Annotated in this window: 14 protein-coding genes; 4 read left to right on the top strand and 10 right to left on the bottom strand. The window is 51.3% G+C overall.

What is annotated here, in order from left to right; genetic code table 11:
• Positions 1–29: 29 nt before the first annotated feature.
• The 3 genes from prpC to PSES9_RS0102835 form a co-directional block, all read right to left on the bottom strand.
• On the bottom strand, positions 30–1157 hold the full coding sequence (gene prpC, locus PSES9_RS0102845) for a bifunctional 2-methylcitrate synthase/citrate synthase (RefSeq protein WP_010483793.1): 1128 nt from the start codon (positions 1155–1157) through the stop codon (positions 30–32).
• An 80-nt stretch (positions 1158–1237) separates the two neighbouring features.
• The gene (gene prpB / locus PSES9_RS0102840) at positions 1238–2125 is read right to left on the bottom strand and encodes a methylisocitrate lyase (protein WP_010483791.1); all 888 of its coding nucleotides are present in this window, start codon (positions 2123–2125) and stop codon (positions 1238–1240) included.
• Entirely contained in the window at positions 2122–2859 is a 738-nt protein-coding gene (locus PSES9_RS0102835) for a GntR family transcriptional regulator (RefSeq protein WP_010483790.1), read from the bottom strand. Before PSES9_RS0102835 ends, prpB begins: the two co-directional genes overlap by 4 nt.
• Before the next feature lie 293 nt (positions 2860–3152).
• Here PSES9_RS0102835 and rloA point away from each other — a divergent pair, with 293 nt between their 5' ends.
• From rloA to PSES9_RS0102820, 3 genes are read left to right on the top strand one after another with little or no spacing between them, the layout of a single operon-like run.
• A complete protein-coding gene (rloA, locus tag PSES9_RS0102830; protein ID WP_010483788.1) occupies positions 3153–3689 on the top strand; it encodes a retropepsin-like aspartic peptidase RloA in 537 nt (178 codons plus the stop codon).
• Between the two features lie 5 nt (positions 3690–3694).
• Positions 3695–5221 (top strand): osmotic stress tolerance membrane protein RloB, encoded by a 1527-nt coding sequence (gene rloB / locus PSES9_RS0102825; protein ID WP_010483786.1) that lies wholly within the window; start codon positions 3695–3697, stop codon positions 5219–5221.
• Positions 5222–5224: 3 nt separating this feature from the next.
• Positions 5225–6211, top strand: coding sequence for an alpha-L-glutamate ligase-like protein (locus PSES9_RS0102820; RefSeq protein WP_010483784.1), 987 nt, complete (start codon positions 5225–5227; stop codon positions 6209–6211).
• Between the two features lie 82 nt (positions 6212–6293).
• Here the strand turns inward: PSES9_RS0102820 and PSES9_RS0102815 are convergent, their stop codons facing one another.
• From PSES9_RS0102815 to PSES9_RS0102785, 7 genes are all read right to left on the bottom strand, one after another.
• Positions 6294–7445, bottom strand: a complete 1152-nt coding sequence (locus PSES9_RS0102815; RefSeq protein WP_010483782.1) for a MalM family protein — start codon at positions 7443–7445, stop codon at positions 6294–6296.
• 13 nt (positions 7446–7458) lie between these two features.
• Positions 7459–9051, bottom strand: coding sequence for an outer membrane protein transport protein (locus PSES9_RS0102810; protein WP_010483780.1), 1593 nt, complete (start codon positions 9049–9051; stop codon positions 7459–7461).
• 16 nt (positions 9052–9067) lie between these two features.
• On the bottom strand, positions 9068–10072 hold the full coding sequence (locus tag PSES9_RS0102805) for a transporter (protein WP_010483778.1): 1005 nt from the start codon (positions 10070–10072) through the stop codon (positions 9068–9070).
• Between the two features lie 56 nt (positions 10073–10128).
• Positions 10129–10890, bottom strand: a complete 762-nt coding sequence (locus tag PSES9_RS0102800; protein WP_010483776.1) for a C39 family peptidase — start codon at positions 10888–10890, stop codon at positions 10129–10131.
• Positions 10891–10967: 77 nt separating this feature from the next.
• Positions 10968–11411: a DUF6160 family protein gene (locus PSES9_RS0102795; RefSeq protein WP_010483774.1), complete on the bottom strand. Its 444-nt coding sequence runs from the start codon at positions 11409–11411 to the stop codon at positions 10968–10970.
• 226 nt (positions 11412–11637) lie between these two features.
• Positions 11638–14358, bottom strand: coding sequence for a LuxR C-terminal-related transcriptional regulator (locus PSES9_RS0102790; protein WP_010483772.1), 2721 nt, complete (start codon positions 14356–14358; stop codon positions 11638–11640).
• Positions 14355–17066 (bottom strand): LuxR C-terminal-related transcriptional regulator, encoded by a 2712-nt coding sequence (locus PSES9_RS0102785; RefSeq protein WP_029529337.1) that lies wholly within the window; start codon positions 17064–17066, stop codon positions 14355–14357. Before PSES9_RS0102785 ends, PSES9_RS0102790 begins: the two co-directional genes overlap by 4 nt.
• A 167-nt stretch (positions 17067–17233) precedes the next feature.
• Between PSES9_RS0102785 and pabB the strand changes: the two genes are divergently transcribed.
• Positions 17234–18601, top strand: a complete 1368-nt coding sequence (gene pabB / locus PSES9_RS0102780; protein ID WP_029529336.1) for an aminodeoxychorismate synthase component I — start codon at positions 17234–17236, stop codon at positions 18599–18601.
• The last annotated feature ends 4 nt before the right edge of the window (positions 18602–18605 follow it).

Below are 18605 nucleotides of genomic sequence, written 5' to 3'. Positions count from 1 at the left end.
ACGGTTGAATCCGGGGCATCCGCGCGCGATTAGCGCTGGTCGAGTGGCGGTACTGGGCGTTGTGCTACGCCGATGTACTCGGCACTCGGGCGAATAATGCGGTTGTTGGCGCGCTGCTCGAACACATGCGCAGCCCAGCCAGTAACGCGCGAACACACGAAAATCGGAGTAAACAGCTTGGTCGGGATGCCCATGAAGTGATAGGCCGAGGCATGATAGAAATCCGCGTTCGGAAACAGTTTCTTCTGCTCCCACATGGTTTTATCTATTGCCTCGGAGACCGGATAAAGCACGCTGTCGCCGACTTCGTCAGCCAGTTTTTTCGACCAGGCCTTGATCACCTCATTGCGCGGGTCAGAGTCTTTGTAGATGGCATGGCCAAAGCCCATGATCTTGTCTTTGCGCTCAAGCATTGCCAGCGTGCCTGCCTTTGCATCTTCAGCCGATGAAAACTTCTCGATCATTTCCATCGCGGCTTCGTTAGCCCCGCCGTGTAGCGGGCCACGCAAGGTGCCAACTGCCGCCGTGACGCAGGAATACAAATCGCTCAAGGTCGAAGCGCAGACCCGCGCTGTGAAGGTTGAAGCATTGAACTCATGCTCGGCGTACAGGATCAGCGAAACGTTCATCACCTGAACATGCAGCTCGCTCGGCTTCTTACCGTGCAGCAAGCGCAGGAAGTGACCGCCCAGCGAGTCTTCATCCGTGACACAGTCAATACGCACGCCGTCATGACTGAAGCGGTACCAATAGCACATGATCGCCGGGAAAATTGCCAGCAGGCGATCCGCTGTATCTTGCTGCTGATCGAAACTCAACTCCTGCTCAAGGGTGCCAAGAACGGAAGCGCCTGTACGCATGACATCCATTGGATGGGCACTGGCCGGAATTCGCTCCAAGACCTCCTTGAGGGCCTGCGGTAAATCACGCAGCGACTTGAGCTTGCTTGTGTAGGCCGCCAACTGCTCGGTGTTCGGCAGCTCGCCGTACAGCAGCAAGAAGGCAACCTCTTCAAAGCCCGCGCTTGCAGCAAGGTCACGCACGTCATAACCGCGATAAGTAAGCCCCGCTCCCTCCTGACCAACTGTCGACAGGGCGGTTTGTCCGGCGACCTGGCCACGCAGGCCCGCACCACTCAATACTTTAGCTTCAGCCATTGCTCTCTCCTCTTGAACTTGTTTTGGATACTGCAACATCGTTCGTGCCCGCCACTTAACTCAGGCTGAACGGCTTGATCTCAGGCTTTCTTACCTGCAAACAAGGCATCGAGGCTCTGCTCGAATGCGTGATAATTGATGCGCTCATAAAGCTCCATGCGGGTCTGCATGGTGTCGATCACATTCTTCTGCGTGCCGTCACGACGCACCGCGTTGTAAACATTTTCCGCAGCCTTGTTCATCGCCCTGAATGCTGAAAGCGGGTACAGAACCAGGGAAACATCGGCAGATTTCAATTCGTCGGTGGTGAACAAGGGCGTCGAACCAAACTCGGTGATGTTGGCCAGAATCGGCGCCTTGACCTTGTCGGCAAACAGCTTGTACATCTCAAGCTCGGTGATTGCCTCGGGAAACACCATATCGGCCCCCGCCTCGACACATGCAGCAGCGCGCTCAAGAGCAGACTCAAGCCCTTCCACGGCCAAAGCATCAGTGCGCGCCATGATCACGAAGCTATCGTCTGTGCGCGCATCAACGGCGGCCTTGATGCGATCCACCATTTCCTGTTGCGAGACGATTTCCTTGTTCGGCCGGTGGCCGCAGCGTTTGGCGCCAACCTGGTCCTCGATATGAATGGCGGCAGCGCCAAACTTGATCATCGACTTAACGGTTCGTGCGACATTGAACGCAGAGGCACCAAAGCCCGTGTCGACATCGACCAGCAGCGGCAAATCGCACACATCGGTAATCCGGCGGACATCGGTCAACACATCGTCCAGCCCAGTTATGCCAAGGTCCGGCAAGCCAAGCGAGCCTGCGGCAACACCGCCACCGGAAAGGTAGATGGCCTTGAAGCCCGCGCGCTTGGCAAGCAACGCGTGGTTGGCATTGATCGCACCAATAACCTGCAATGGATGCTCTTGCGCAACCGCATCGCGAAACCGCTGACCTGGAGTTTTTGAGCTCATGACTCACCTCGTGAAGTTGATGGCTGTGTTCGCCCAGACGTTGATTGCTCGCCCAGGTAATGACGTTCGATATTGCGCTTGGATGCGGCAATGTGCCGACGCATCAGGAGTTCGGCGAGTTCGCCGTCGCGATCTGAAATGGCATCAAGAATCCGGTGGTGCTCGGCAAATGCCTGATGCGGACGATTAGGCGTGGATGAGAACTGAATGCGGTACATGCGCACCAGTTGATACAGCTCACCGCAAAGCAACTGGCTGAGCGTGCGATTGCCACTGCCTTGAATGATGCGATAGTGAAAGTCGAAGTCACCCTCTTGCTGGTAATAACCGCGACCTGCCTGAAAAGCTTCGTCGCGCTCATGGGTTTCCAGCACGCGACGCAGCTCATCTATCTCCTGCTGCGTCATTCGTTGCGCGGCCAGCTTACAGGCCATGCCTTCGAGCGACTCGCGAATTTCGTAGAGTTCGATCAACTCCTCATGGTTGAGCGACACCACCCGCGCACCGACATGAGGAATGCGAACCAGCAAGCGCTGCCCTTCAAGCCGATGTATAGCCTCACGTAGCGGCCCGCGACTAATACCGTAAGTACGCGCCAGCTCAGGCTCGGAGATTTTGCTGCCAGGAGCAATTTCACCTTTAACGATAGCCGCTTGAATTCGGCGAAACACCTGCTCGGAACGTGTCTCGCCCTCATCTTGCCCGGCTTCAGGAACTTCTATCGCATCTAGCATATTGTCGACACCAGGTGGAATACAGGCTGAAAAATACGCCTATAAACACCTTTAATCAACTACCGCCCTACTAATTGTCGACAATCAGCCTGCCACAGCATTTAGCTCAAAAGTTTGAGTTACTATCTAAGAAAGCCTTGTAAGAGCCTGTTACTGCACAAAACGGCCATGTTAGAATACTTTTCTCTCAGGCCAGCTAAAATGCATAACAGCTACTCTCAATCGTAGGCGCATGGATAGCAAAGCCTAATCGCCTTGTTTACCCATCATGCCCGGACCATCGAATAGGACTTATGAGACTGAAGCCCTTTGCACTGATTATTTGCCTGCTTCTCTCTCCCGGCCTGAGCATCGCTGCACGCAAGACTGTCTATGGCTTAAACGAGTACGTAAACCTGTCGGGAATAAATAAAGAAGTAGCCGCTAAACTGGATACGGGGGCTAAAACGGCATCACTCAGTGCACGAGACATTGAACGCTTCAAGCGCGATGGCGAGACTTGGGTACGCTTCTACCTGGCCATAGATGATGCGCATGACAACCCGATTGAACGACCGCTGGCCCGCGTCAGCAAGATCAAAAGGCGTTCCGGCGACTTTGATCCTGAAGAACAGAAAACCTACACCGCTCGACCTGTAATCGAACTGAAAGTGTGCATGGGTCAAGCCCAACGCACGATTGAAGTGAACTTGACCGACCGAAGTGCATTCCAATACCCGCTGCTGATTGGATCTGAAGCGCTCAAACGCTTCAATGCACTTGTAGATCCAAGCCTTAAATACGCATCAGGGAAACCTGCATGTGCCACTGACGCAACCCTTGGCGAGTAATGTCCATGCGCTCTCTTACCCTGCATCTGAAAATCCTGATCACTATCTTGGTGAGCCTGGGTGTTCTGATAACGGCATACCAAATTTTCATCCTTGGTATTCCACTGACATCAGACGAAACTGATGACCTCTGGAACATTGATGCCAAGATCGAATTCCAAGCCAGTTCGAAAGAGCCGGTCAAACTGCAAATGTTTGTACCGCCATTGAACCAGGACTACGTCAGCCTTAACGAAAGCTTCATCTCGAATAACTACGGCGTAAGCGTTAACCGCGCAGACGGTAATCGCAAGGTTACCTGGTCGGCTCGTCGTGCTAGCGGCAAGCAAACCATCTACTACCGCCTGGTTTTGACCAAGCGCTACAGTGGCGAGCAAGCGAAAGCCAAAGGACCGATCTTCCGTGACAGCCTGCCAGTCGAAGGCCCGGAAAAAATCGCTGCTGATGCCCTGCTCGCACCGATTCGCCAGCACTCGGCTGACGTTGAAACCTTCATCAGCGAAACCATCAAGCGTGTGAATAACACCAACGATGACAATGCCAAGCTCCTGCTCAGCGGCGACGCTTCGACTGCCAACAAGGCAAAGGCCGTTGAGTTGCTGCTGTCGATCGCCCACGTGCCCATGGAGCGTGTTCACACTGTACGCTTGCTGGCTGAAACCCAGCAGTCTCCTGAACTCTGGCTGCGCAGTTTCAACGGCGACAAATGGCTTTACTTCAACCCAGAAACCGGCGAGCAAGGTTTGCCTGCAGACCGCCTGGTATGGTGGATTGGCGACGAAGACCTGATCAAGCTTGAGGGCGGCAAACAGGTACAGGTATCGTTCGCCCTGAACAACAGCGAAATGAATGCAATTCGCCTGGCGAAACTGACTGACGAAAGCACCGACGCGGACTTCTTGTCCTACTCGTTGTATGGCTTGCCGCTGCAGACGCAGAACAACTTCCAGATCATGATCATGATTCCAATTGGGGTATTGCTGATCCTGATCTTGCGCAACCTTGGTGGCCTGCAAACCCTCGGCACTTTCACACCAGTACTGATCGCCCTGGCCTTCCGCGAAACACAGCTTGGCTTTGGTATTGTTCTATTTACCCTGATAACCACCCTGGGCTTGTCCTTGCGCTCATACCTCGAGCACCTCAAGCTCCAGATGTTGCCAAGGCTATCGGTGGTGCTGACATTCGTGGTGGTACTGATTGCAGTGATCAGCCTCTTCAGTCACAAGCTTGGCCTTGAGCGTGGCTTGTCTGTCGCCCTGTTCCCAATGGTAATCTTGACCATGACTATTGAGCGACTCTCAATCACCTGGGAAGAGCGCGGCGCAGCACACGCCTTCAAAGTGGGCGTTGGCACACTCATTGCCGCTTCCCTGGCACACCTGCTGATGAGCGTGCCTGAGTTGGTGTACTTCATGTTCACCTTCCCGGCCGTACTGCTTATTTTCGTAGGGTTCATGCTGGCAATGGGTCGCTATCGCGGCTATCGCCTGACTGAACTGTTCCGCTTCAAAGCCTTCCTCAAGGATTAAACCATGCTAGGTCTATGGAAAACCTGGAAGGCCCTTGAAGCCAAAGGCATCATGGGCATCAATCGCCGCAACGCGGATTACGTGCTGAAGTACAATAAGCGGCATCTGTATCCATTGGTGGACGATAAAATCCTAACCAAGGAGCGCGCCATCGAAGCAGGTATCAATGTGCCTGAGATGTACGGCGTGATTTCTACGGAAAAGGAAATTGATAAGCTCAGCGAAATCATCGGCAACCGAACCGACTTCGTAGTCAAGCCCGCACAAGGTGCAGGCGGCGATGGCATCTTGGTCGTTGCCGATCGGTTTGAGGATCGTTATCGCACGGTCTCGGGCAAAATCATATCGCACGAGGATATTGAGCATCAGATCTCAAGTATTCTCACCGGGCTTTACTCACTGGGCGGTCACCGCGACCGCGCACTGATCGAATACCGGGTTATTCCGGACCAAATCTTCAAAAGCATCAGCTACGAAGGCGTGCCGGATATTCGCATCATTGTCCTTAAAGGCTATCCGGTAATGGCCATGTTGCGACTGCCCACGCGCCAATCCGGCGGCAAGGCAAACCTTCACCAAGGCGCGATTGGTGTTGGCGTCGACTTGGCAACCGGCCTTACCCTAAATGGCACTTGGTTAAACAACAAGATCACCAAGCACCCGGACACGACCAACGCAGTGGATGGCGTTCAGTTGCCGAATTGGGATGGTTTCATGAGCCTCGCGGCAAACTGTTATGAGCTGTGCGGGCTGGGCTATATTGGGGTCGACATGGTTCTTGACCAGGAAAAAGGCCCACTAATCCTTGAGCTCAATGCGCGCCCTGGCTTGAATATTCAAATCGCCAACGACACAGGTTTGACGCTTCGCGCCCATGCGGTTGAGGCGCACATTGCAAAGCTGGCCAAAGACGATATCCAAGAAACCCCGATCGAACGTGTACGCTTTGCACAAGGCTTGTTCGGCCACAAATTCGCGGCTGAAATCTAGCTCAACCCACAACCAGAAAAGGTCGCTACAAGCGACCTTTTCTTTGCCCGCTAGATAACTGCGATAGCAGCCGCGACTGGGTTCAACGAACAACTGCAAGCTCAAAGGAACCCATCCCTGAATGGCTGTGCACTTGTATCCCCGCATCATCAACCACAGCCTTCTGTAAGGGGCGATTGAACGGCTGGTTGTCAAAGGTTTTCAAGCCCTTGTCTTCATCTGTTGTCAGCACCAAGACATAGCTTTCGTTTGCGGCAGGCCGAACTTTAACTACACCCTCAATAAATGCGAAACGATACCAAGTCTCCGCATGCAACTGATACACAGCATCACTGACCAATCGAGTGGGTCGTTTCTGTGCATCCAGAAACAGCAGAGAAGGATAAACCACCTCTTTGTTCGCAAAGCTGCGAACGCGTAGCCCATAGCTTTGCTTGACCTTGGGCAGTTTTATAGCTGCGTAGAAACTGCGCCCCATTGGAAAATCAAAGCTGGGTGAAAAGCGATTCAGCTCCTCAAAGCGTGGTTCATCAATGGACAGCGGAGTAAAGTTCTCCTCAACCATTTGCGCACAGCATCTATCGATCAACTCAGCATACAGAACTGCCTCAGGCTGCGAGCTTCCCGCCAACAGATCATTCATGGCTGCAGTCCGCCGACCATCGAGATTGGGTAATAACACTGGCTTTTTGGCGAATTTTATTTGGCGCCCTTCTGTGTACTCGACTGCGGCAGTATTGATGCTGGTTGCTGAATCCGTACTCGGATTTAGCCGTGAATTACGCATGCGTCCTTGCTCGTCCACCCAGGTGTAATACTGACCGTCATCACCTTCACGCTGATAACCACGCCCTTCTAGCACATCGGCATCGATATACTCCGAAGACGACTCCCCGGTTGACAATACAACCTTGGAGCCAGCTTCAAACAAGGGGCGACCAGCATAAAAGCTGTTTTGCAGCACGCCACTACTATCAACCCAGGTAAAATAACGTCGCTTGCTCTCATTCGTGGACTGACGCAGCAGGGTTTTACCTGGATTGTTCAATCGTGCATGGTCGCTCAACAACACTTCCCGGTTTGCACGACTCTGCTGCGTAGCAAATGCCTCACTCAAAACCGTATTGTGTACACGCCCCTGATCATCCACCCACGTAAGGTAACGACTGCCCGCTGACAAGTCAGCCGTACTAACCAGCATGCAGGTTATGAGCAACGATTTAAGTGCGTTCATGGCAAAGCACCCGTCAAAAAGTTGTTCTATACGTCAGGGCAAACACATAGGCTTTTACGGTTGATTTAACATCAAGGTCAGCGTAGGGGTTGTAGACAAGGCCGTCGATTCTTGAGCAGTTGATACTGCAACTCGAACCTGCTGGAATATTTTGCTTGCTGACCAAATAGTTGAAGCCAAAATCAATAACCGTGTCTTTGTCCCACTGATAACCAGCACCCAGACCGTAAAGTGTCGCATCACCAATTGGCACCAAGATGTCCGCTTTATTACCCGGAATTGCAGAAGGCCTTGGTTCATACCCCGCACGCAAGCTAAGGCGATCGTTGAATTGGTATTGCACACCTAAAGCCCAGCTCCATACAGACTTGTAGCCTCGATCCAGAATTAGGCTTCTTGAGGTGGCATTATCAGGCGACAGTAGACTGGCTATCGCCAAAATATCCAGCTCACGATCAAATTTGATCTCAAACTCATTCCAGGCGGCATAATCCGTCCATTTCACATCAAAATTGATTTGCCACTTTGGGGTAGGTTTAAGCTTAATCCCCGTTGAAAAGTGTGCAGGATAAGTCAAATCCAGTGAAACCTTGCCGCGCTCATTATCAAAAACTCCATCAGGGGTGATACTGCTGAAAATTGCGCCAATCAGTGAACTGTCCAACCCCTGCCAGAATCCCTGCCAGTCATCACTGTACGAAATATTGTAGTCACCCTTGAGCTTCATTTTGGCTTCACTCTGATAGACGGCTCCAAGTGCAAACCAATCAACGGGTTCCCATAAGAAGCCGATATTCCAGGTCGGTGAAAGTGACTGTTGCAAATCCAGCTTAATGTTTGCGACATCGGTGAATGGACCTAAATCCCCGCCGCAAATGTTCAACAGAACTTCGAATGGATTACCTTCAATAGTGCACAGCGCGTCTTGAGCCGCCCCTGTAAAGCCGGTTAATACACCTGGGGCACGAAAATCCTCATTTAACGACAATGCTTGATGGGAAAAGCCTATTGAAAGCCCGACAGACAGCTCATCATTCACCTGATAGGCGACCGAAGGCGATAAGTAGGTGATCCTCTGCATAACAACTTGCTTGCCCTGGTAACGTCCCGGATCATTGTCATCACGAGAGAAGCCAAGCGCTTGTGGGGCATAAACATTATTCGCAAAGGTAAATTTCGAACCCGGTGGCGAAATAGAAATACCTGCCAGAGGTGCAAAGATCACAGGTACATCACGCGCACCACCCAACCCTGGGAAATACATTGCCGGCGTAGTCGTTCGGCCTGAGCGATTCGCAACGGGATCATCCGACAAACCAAAAAAGCTGTCACCATAATTTTCAGGTGCTTTAAATTCGGATCTGATATCCAACAAACCCGTTACAAATTTTACTGCTACTTGGCGCCCTTTAAGTTTAGTTAAAGCGGCCGGATTATAGTGCACCGCATCTATTCCAGATGAGTCTGCAGTAATAGCATTCCCGAGCGCCATGGCCTTTGGATTACCAATGGTTAGATTTTGAGACAGCTGCGCCTGTGCACTACCAATGAAAAAAGTCATTGCAACAAGCAGCCCATAGTTTTTTTTATAAATAACGAGTTTCATAGCAGTTACTCGTCTATTATTCAGGCTTCAAGCCGGAAATATCGAGAGGCATTGACAAACCCAGCAATACATCTGGTGAGTCTTCAGTCATACCAAATCCGGCATTTACATTAACGATGTAATCGGGCGACGCTCTCAGCCCTAATGAAAAATTCATGAGCGCACTAGTTTGTTCACGACCCTTTAGAGTCGTATCTTCAAATTCAAACCTTGGAGCAAGGCTATATGCCATTTGATAGGATGCGGCTAAGGAAACATCGTAGGACAAGGCATAAGCAAAGCCCATATTGAACGACAACGACGAGCCTGTATTAACTTTTTTAAGCAACCGCCCACCACGGACCTGGTTAATATCTTTTATTGGTAAATAGTAGGTATAACCAAGTGAACCAAACAAAACGACCGGATCAATAACATAAGACAGATTTAAACCAGCAGCTAAGCTGTAACTACCGGTTCCTGACGATAAGTTATCTTGAGCTTCGCCATCGTATGGACTGTCGCCTGTCGGCAAGCCGACTGAAGCATACAACGTTGTCACAGGCCTACCTGGTTGCGCATTCCAGGGTTGCCACCGCAGGCTTGCGGAAATATCACCTAGGCTGTAGGCATTTAGGTCTCGCTCAGTATCATATTTCGCCACAAATGGTAGCCTGATACTGAATGTCAGGTTATTCCATATGCCGTAGTCAAAGGTGAATGAATTGGTAAATGTATGCTGAGCTTCGGATTGCCCCACTACACTGAATGAATTTTCTCCCGTCCTAATGCTCTCTATAACGGTGTCCCGAACCAAGCTGTAATCAATTCCATATGTGAGTGTTCGCTCACCTTCTTTAAGCAAGGTATAGCTTTTTTCGGCCGCTTGAAAAACCTCCTCCAATGCTTGTGCACTATCGGCATCATCTTCTTTCTTACTTAAAGCATCCCTGGCGCTATCAACAGTTTCAACATCTGCTACTACACTAACACTTTCAAACAGGAATAACGCACATACAACTCCAGCGTATGTAAGTCTCATCGACAGTACTCCACTATTATTATTGCTGGAAACGGCATCCCATCTAGGGCGATGAACTACTTACGGCGAATGTATTGTATAGCGCCGTCAGAACCGAGCTCTGTTGCTTGATTCTCAGTAAATTTAGTGATTGATGGAAATGCTCTAAATGCTAACAATGACACCGTACGGTCATCAATGATTCGCATATCCTCATCTTTTAATGCAAGTGCATTGTCTAGCCGACTTTCACCTGGGTATATGACGAACAATACATTTTTATCCCAAACTTCCTCGAAGCGAGCACGGGTAAAACTTATATTTCCAATGGCAGGATCAGCCACAAATACATGCTCATCATACACATCACGCACAACAACAAAATGCTTGAACCCTGCATACTCAATGGGAACTATTACCGGATGCTCAAGAGCCTCCAAGTCCGAAAAATTTGCACGAAACCCACCACTGTTATATCCCAGCGCAGCGACTAGCCGTTTCATATCCAGCAATGAAAACCCACGACGTTCTACGATCTTGTCAGCTTCACCAAACTTTAGAAGCCCCTCCATAACTTGACGCTCTTCCAGATTCAAGCCCAGGAAATAGTCAAGCAATGTCGTAAGAGCAGCAGAGCCACAACTATAGTCATATGCCTGACGAACAACATGTTTGAACTGCAGTTGATTTAATGGCTCTACTTCAACTGATTGCCTGAAAGGGCTGCTGCTTAATGCGTCTTGAGTTAAATTGACTCGCCCGGGAGGTTGCGACTTAACATCAACCGTTTCAGTGATACCGAAAATACCGATTAAACTTCCGAGTAGAATTTCAATCATCAGGGCACCCTCTCTTAGATCAAGGTCCCTGCCAGTGGTGGCTGGCAGGGTTATCATCGCTAAGAAAGACTTGTGGCCTAGTGGCCCCAGACTTTTACGGTTGTACCAGCCATGTTGATGTCGCTGATTGCGAGCGAGCCAATGCTGGGAGCTGCAGTGCTACCGACTTTGATAGCACCAACGGATAACTGGCCGGTTACTGATGGCAGGCCAATCTGCAATTGCTCGGTATCCGCGCCACCGATACTGGTTGTTACAACGTCAACCAGGATGGGCGCATCATCAGAAATGTTAAAACCATCAAAGGCAATGGTTTCAAGGCGCAGTGAGCCACCAGAAGGATCGTTATCGGTGTATACGACGCTGCCGATACTACCGTTGAACTGACCTGAAATACTGATGCCATCTTGACCGGTCACTGTTGCCAGCGAGGAATCATCCATGGCTTTCAGCTCAGCCTGCGCCATGAGCGGAGTGGTAAGAAAGGCTGCTACTAGGGCGAATTTATTAATGAATTTCATTATTGTTCTCCACAGTTCTCGGTTTGAATATCCCGAAGGATGCTGCCATTGACTCCTGTCGCTAGCAGCAGGAGCGACAAATTCCGTCGCTGTTTGAGGTGACATTGCTTCCATAGTCATGCCCCCCCCGAACACTTAATGCTGTTGCATCAAGTCCTGCTATAAACCTACTGTTGCAACCCGCCGCTGCCTCCCTAACCAAGGAATGGAGGATAAAGTCAAGAGGCTATGCCTCGCTCAACAACCCCAAGCTTTTGCCTTTGAGTACTGCCTGGGTCCGGCTACGCACCCCCATCTTTGAGAACAGGTTGTGTAAGTGCCATTTGATAGTTGCTTCCGACAAATGCACGGCCTGTGCAATATCACGGTTAGATAATCCAGCACCAACAAACCGCAGAATCTCTCGCTCCCGTCGACTAACATCTTGATTATCTTCAAGTTCTTGATAATCAATTGAGAACTTTTGGCACTGATCACGCAGCATTTCAGCTAAATACTGCCACTTCTCGGCATGGGCTTTATCCGAGGCTATCCATGCATCCATTACAGGCAGCAGCCAAATAGCGTCATCAATGAATAAACGTTGATAACCACGACTGACACCACTTTCAACAAGGGCTCTGAGCAACTCGAATGCTCTATCGGTGTTACCTTTTCTCCAGCAAGCAACTGAAAGTAACAACGATACCCTGAGATTCCGATCGCTCGTTGGCATGCTGTCACCCTCAGAGAGACAGGCCTCAAGAGATGCCAATGCTTTATCTGCACGTCGCTCGGAAAGCGACAACCTTGCTTCCGCTAGAATCAAGCTGATGTTGGCGCTTGCATGGCGCGAAGCAGGCAAGGTGGCCAGATGCTGTTTAAGCTGCATACAAATACGCTCAGCTTCATTAGGCCTGCGCAGCCACAACAAGAACTGCACTTTGCAACCCATCGCCTGTGCATATACACGCTCGTAACCCGGCGCGTGCAAGCTGAGAATCCATTCATCCAGTTCATGCAGGGCTTGATCGCTGTAGCCCTCATAAAAACGATTACGCACTATGGCTAATTGGCCACGATTTAAAAGCTCTACCGGGGTGACAACATCGCGCCAGGTTGCAGCCTGATCGATCTCACTCAACGCATCTTTATCGGCACCTTGCTCATAAATGATATCGGCGCAGGCCAACCATAGCGGCCCACCTACACGGCTCTGCTCACCCAGGAAGCAATCTGCGAGCTCGCGCGCCCGATCAGCGATCTCCGCCCCTTTACGCAGCTCACCAAGTTCTTTGCACAGGCAAACCTCGATTAGACTGGCAACAACACTCAGATAATCGCTTTGGCTTTCGCTGAGTTTCGACCGCGCCGTAAAGATTGCTTTTGAAGCCTCCGCATAAGCACCCTGAAGGGTGTAGCAAGCGGCCTGCAAACATGACAAGCATGCTAAAAACAAGGGTTGTGACGCCGGGGCTCGTTTAAGCCACTGCCCTGTCACCTTGAGACAACTATCGAGCTTGTCTTGATAAAGTAACACTAGAGCCTTGACGATTTGCGTCGCGGCTAATAACTCAAGGAAGCCTGGACGCATTGTCTCTGCACTTGCATCTTGCAACTGCAGGCTGATTTCCTCTATCAGGGACTCAGACTCAAGGTATTTTTGTTCGAATGCCAACTGCCACGCGAAAAATATTTGAAAAACGCAATGCTCTTGAATGACTTCGGTAGGGATATCCTGCAAACACCCCAAAACCTGATAAATCTTTTCCTCGGCAATCACTTTCCAGTCATAGGTCTCAAGCAACTGAGCCGCGAATGCATAGTCATGCGAATGAACAGCATATTTGATGGCTTTCTCGAACAGGCCTCTTGCCTCGCACCAATGCGCTGCAGCATGCAATAAATGAGTTGGATCCTCAGCTTTAAGCAGCCTACGCTGTAGAAATTCTGCGAATAATGGATGATATCGATACCAGCCATCCTGACGCTCAGCCTCGACAATAAACAGTTGTTCATCACATAGGTAACGCAGGTTTTTTTGTGCATCCTCGCGACCGGTCAATGCATTGCAAAGCTCGGCATTGAACTCATCAAGCACCGATGTAACATTCAGGAAATGCTGTATTTCACTCGGTAAACCAACAAGCACATCCTCGCTGAAATAGTCCGCAAGGTTGCGCTCAGTACCCGGCATGCTCGATGTTGGCGTGAATCGTCGACTCAGACTTGGAACAATAAGCGAAGCAAGATGAAGCGCGGTTATCCAGCCTTCGGTTTGCGTACAAACCTTGGCAATATCTGCATCACTGGCTTGGATTGACTTGATATTACGATAATACTCACGCACTTCATCCTGACTGAAGCGCAGGTCATCAACGCCAAACCAGCATGTAGCATCTCCCTGAGCAGCAGCACAGAAAATTCCAACCTTGAATCGTGTACTGATCACGAAGCGAATGTGGCTGGGCAATTGGTTGAGCGCCCGCCCGACCAAACCTGAGAAGCTGCAATCACGGATACAATGAAAGTCATCCATCATCACATAGAGGTCACCGTCGATTTGCTTCAAGCCATCGACAAACCGCTCCAGCAGTTGGTGCTCCTCCAGCACCTCACCACCTTCCAGCAGTTGCTTCATGGGCTCAGCAAATCCAGGAGATTGAATAGCAATCGCCTCCCCCAAATAACGCAACAGCCGCTTCAGGTCAACATCCAGGGCATCGCATGTCAACCAGGCGACCTTTGCTCCCTCGGCCAGCAACCGCTGCCTGTACTCGGCCAGCACAGCGCTCTTGCCGTAGCCAGCAGGAGCATTCAAGACCATCAAATGCTTTTTACGCTGGCGATACATTTTGTCGATCAACGCTGTGCGTGGCATTAATTGAGCTGTACTGAAATTCTCTGGCACGAGCTTGCACGACAGCAGGTTAAAATCTTGCGAAGTTAATTCATTTTGACGACTCATGATCCCAGCATCCCCAGCTCGCGAGCACGCCTTATCGCTTGGGTGCGGTTACGTACCTTGAGCTTCTCGTAAATATTATGAAGGTGCCATTTGACGGTACCCAGTGCGAGGTTCAATTGCTGACCAATATCATTGTTGGACATGCCTTGTGCCGCGAGCCTGATCACCTCCTGCTCACGCTCAGTCAGCTCTTCCTCAATGACCTCAAGTTGACGCTGAGCAGACTGTCCTGGCCAAAGAGCCAAGAGGCTGCGGATAAAATTTTGCAGTGCCGGTTGACGTTCGGCCATCTCGAGCTGATGAAGCATGTTGCGGATAGGCTCACCTTCTTCTAGAAAAAGGCTGCGCACTTCTTCTCGTTCAGCCGCAATCAAGCACTGTACAAGCAGGCTCTGCGAGCGTTCCTGATAGCCCAGTTGCTGATAGCTATGGGCAGCCAGGAGATCCAGGCGAATATGTTCGAGCCCTTCCCAGTCGTCCTGCAGCATTCCACGCAGTTGCAGAATTTCATGTATGGCCTCGCTGTAGTGGCCACGCGCCTGTTGCAAGCGTGTTCGTGACAAGCCTTGAACCCAAAGCACTGGGTTCAAACGCATGTGGGCATAGTTGGATGCTAATTCATTCCAGTTGATACTCTTCAAGCGCTGTTCCGCACGCTTGGTTCGGTCGTCACCAGCCTCTTGCAGGGTTCGTAAAATTTCATAGCCGACTGCCTGCGCATAGAAGCGCCAGGCCTTGTTGCGTGCGGCCAGGTTCTGGATATAGATCAGTGTCGAATGGGCTTCCTTGGTATTGCCTTGCATGTACTGGAGGTGCGCCAGGCAAAGTGTGCCCTGGGCACAAAGGTCCACCGGACTGATGACATCCACGATTGACAGCATGCGCTTCAGAAGGCTTGCCACCCCTTCAAACCGTCCCTGCTGATAAGCAATCAGGCACTGGGTGATTTTCGGCAAGACGGTAGCTTTGGATTTTTCGTTAAACCAGGAAGTCGTACGTTCGCGCAAGCGCTCAAAGAGCAACTCTGCCTGCTTGATCTTGCCTTGCTCAAGCAGCAACATCACCTCGACGTTGATAAGCTGCATTTGCAGATAATTACCATCGAGGAAGTGATTTCTCTGATTGGCCAGGGTCAACAACTTGCGCGCGGCGTCATGCCATCCCATCATGACGTTCGCAAAAGCACCAATGACTAGCATCGCGACTTCAAGAAAAGCGGTTCTCGAGCCTAATTGAAGCTCAACACGCCGCGCCAACTTGACGCATGTGCGCAAATCATCCTTTTGCAATGCGATCAACGATTTGATTGCCAACGCAGCCAGCATACTGTCCGTCAACTGCGCTTTTGAATCACTATCCCCCCAGCGCAGAAGTAGATCATCTAGCGCTCGATTCGCTTCGTCCAGCCCCAGATCGACCACGCGCACCCACAGATCCGTAAGCACCAGCACAGGATATTTGACCGCAATATCATCCGGCACATGTTGGCGCCACTTATGCACGAGACTCAGTTGGCCGCGGTTGATCAGACTCAGGCCACAGCCATCAACCAGTGCGGCAAGCAACTCCACGTCTTGTGCATGGTAGGCATGCTCGATCGCAAAGTTTTGCATGTGATTGTTGGTAAACCACAAACTGGCGTTGAAATGAATCTGCTTGAAACGCTCAGGGTCTTGCTGCTTCAGACGTGCGCGAAGGAACTCAGCGAAAAAACGGTGGAATCGAAACCATCGGCGATCGCTGTCCAGTGGCACCAGGAAGAGCTGCATCACCTCCAGGTCTTCCAGCAATTGCTGCCCGTTATCGCAACCGGTGAGTGCCTGGACCAGGCTGCCATTAAAGCGGTGCACCACACTCATGTTGAGAAGTGCGTCTTGGCGCTCGACAGGCAGTCCTTCGAACACCGCATCGGACAGGTATTTACCCACCGAGGTATGATCTTCCTGATACTCAAGCAACGCATCCGGCTTTTGGGGCGTTGACTTGAGCCACTTGATGACCTGCAAGACGCCGGTCATCCAGCCTTCCGTATAACTGTAGATTTTCTTGAGTGAGAGAGGCTCGACATTGAGCCCATGTAGTTGCAGGTAAACCCGGGTGTCGTCCTCGCTCAAACGCAACTCACGCTCGCCAATCTCGACCAGGTAACCCTTTGCCCGCCAAGTGGCCAGGCTCAGTTTCGGTTTGATCCGTGATCCTATAGCCAGCGTAAACCCATCGGGCGCATAGTTAATCAGCCTATCGATTGCGCTAAGCAGGTCGGGGTTTGAAATAGCCTCGAAGTCATCCAGCACCAGCAACAGCGACTTACGCATCCGTAGGATATTTCCTAAAACCAATTCCATGACCTGTAATGTGTCCAAACAGGCAGAATTGTCGGTAAGCGCAGAGTCAAAATCCCCAAGACTGGCTTGAACGCTCTCCAGGGTATGGGCAAGTTGCTGGAAAAAAATCAGGGAGGTGTTCGATTCCGCAGTCAAGGTCAACCAAGCGACACATTGCCCCTGCTCAACGCGTTTATTGGCAAGCACTGCCAACTCGGTGGTCTTGCCAAAACCAGCGGGCGCCACGAGCAGAATCAAGCGCTCTGGCAGTGCTGCGAGTTCTGATTGAACAGTCGGTCTTAAGAAATAACGCTCCGAAACCTGTACTGGAACTACTTCTGATGTCAGATTGTAATCCGCAGGCTGATCTAGCACTTCATTCATGTCATCCATGACCCGATCCCTGTGATTCATACACCGTTACAATGTTCACTTCCTTGGATAAGCTAACACTAACCAGCAATCTATTAGCGCGCAAATCAAGCAAAGCCTATAGGCCCAGCAGCGCTGGCACCTTACAATAGGTGTCCACGCTTGTCTGAACGCTACGTATGCCATCTTTCCAGGTTCATGCCTTACCCTATCATGCCAGCCCAGATGCATATTTCGGCCGCCTCAGGAGTGCTCCCGGCGCCATACTCCTGGACACAGGCAGGCCCGTAGCGCTACATGGACGCTATGATCTTATGAGCGCTTGGCCATTGGCTGAAATGTCACCGTTCTCTGATGAATCGGCCAAAGATTTCCTACAAAGGTTGCGTGTTGCCAGCGACACCCTGAGTGTCCAAGACATTCCTAAAGATCTGCACCTGCCATTCGCTGGCGGCTTGATCGGCTACTTTGGCTATGACTTTGGCCGGCGCCTGGAAACGATTCCCAGCCATGCGGCAGACGACTTGAAATTACCCGACGCGCGCGTGGGTTTATATTCATGGGCACTGATCAGCGACCACCAGTTGCTCACTACACAACTTGTATTCCATCCGCAGGTCAGTCCCAGCGAACGGCGCAGGCTGATCGACCTGTTTGAGTCCGCGGCCAGCCCGCGCTCGGATACCTTCCGTCTTGCCAGTCGATTTCAAGCCGGCATCAGCGAAGGAAAATACCAACAGGCCGTAGAGAAAATCCAAGCCTATATCCAGGCTGGCGATTGCTATCAGGTCAATTTTGCACAGCGATTCCAGGCCCAATACCAGGGTGATCCCTGGGTTGCTTATCAAGCGTTGCGAGCAGCCTGCCCAACACCATTTTCCGGTTTTCAAGCCTTGCCTGGCGATGCGGCGATCATTAGCCTGTCTCCTGAGCGTTTTATGCGCGTCAGCCAGGGCCGGGTTGAGACTCGCCCCATCAAGGGCACGCGACCACGGGATATCGACCCGGACAAGGATGCAGCTCAAGCAGAAGAACTACTGCACAGTGCCAAGGATCAGGCTGAGAATCTGATGATTGTCGACCTGCTGCGCAACGATCTTGGACGCTGCTGCCGAACAGGCTCGGTCCAGGTGCCCGAGCTGTTTGCCCTTGAAAGCTATCCCAATGTTCATCACCTGGTCAGCGCAGTCACCGGGCAACTCGCGGATGACAAGGACCCGCTCGACTTGCTTGCCTGTAGCTTTCCTGGCGGTTCGATTACCGGCGCTCCGAAAATTCGCGCCATGCAAATCATTGACGAACTGGAAGACACCCGCCGCGGACTTTATTGCGGCTCGCTGTTTTATCTGGATATTCGCGGTGAAATGGACAGCTCGATCACCATTCGCAGCCTGCTGGCCAAGGACGGCACAATCACTTGCTGGGGTGGCGGTGGGATAGTTGCAGACTCGCAATGGCAGGCTGAGTATCAAGAGTCCCTGACCAAGGTCGACGTCCTGCTGCGCACTCTCGAGCAGCTTGGCCAGCCAGCATCAGCCGGCACCTGAAAAA

Source organism: Pseudomonas sp. S9 (genome assembly GCF_000222125.1).
Taxonomy (GTDB): Bacteria; Pseudomonadota; Gammaproteobacteria; order Pseudomonadales; family Pseudomonadaceae; genus Aquipseudomonas; species Aquipseudomonas segetis.
This window is presented reverse-complemented; position numbering and strand designations above follow the sequence as displayed.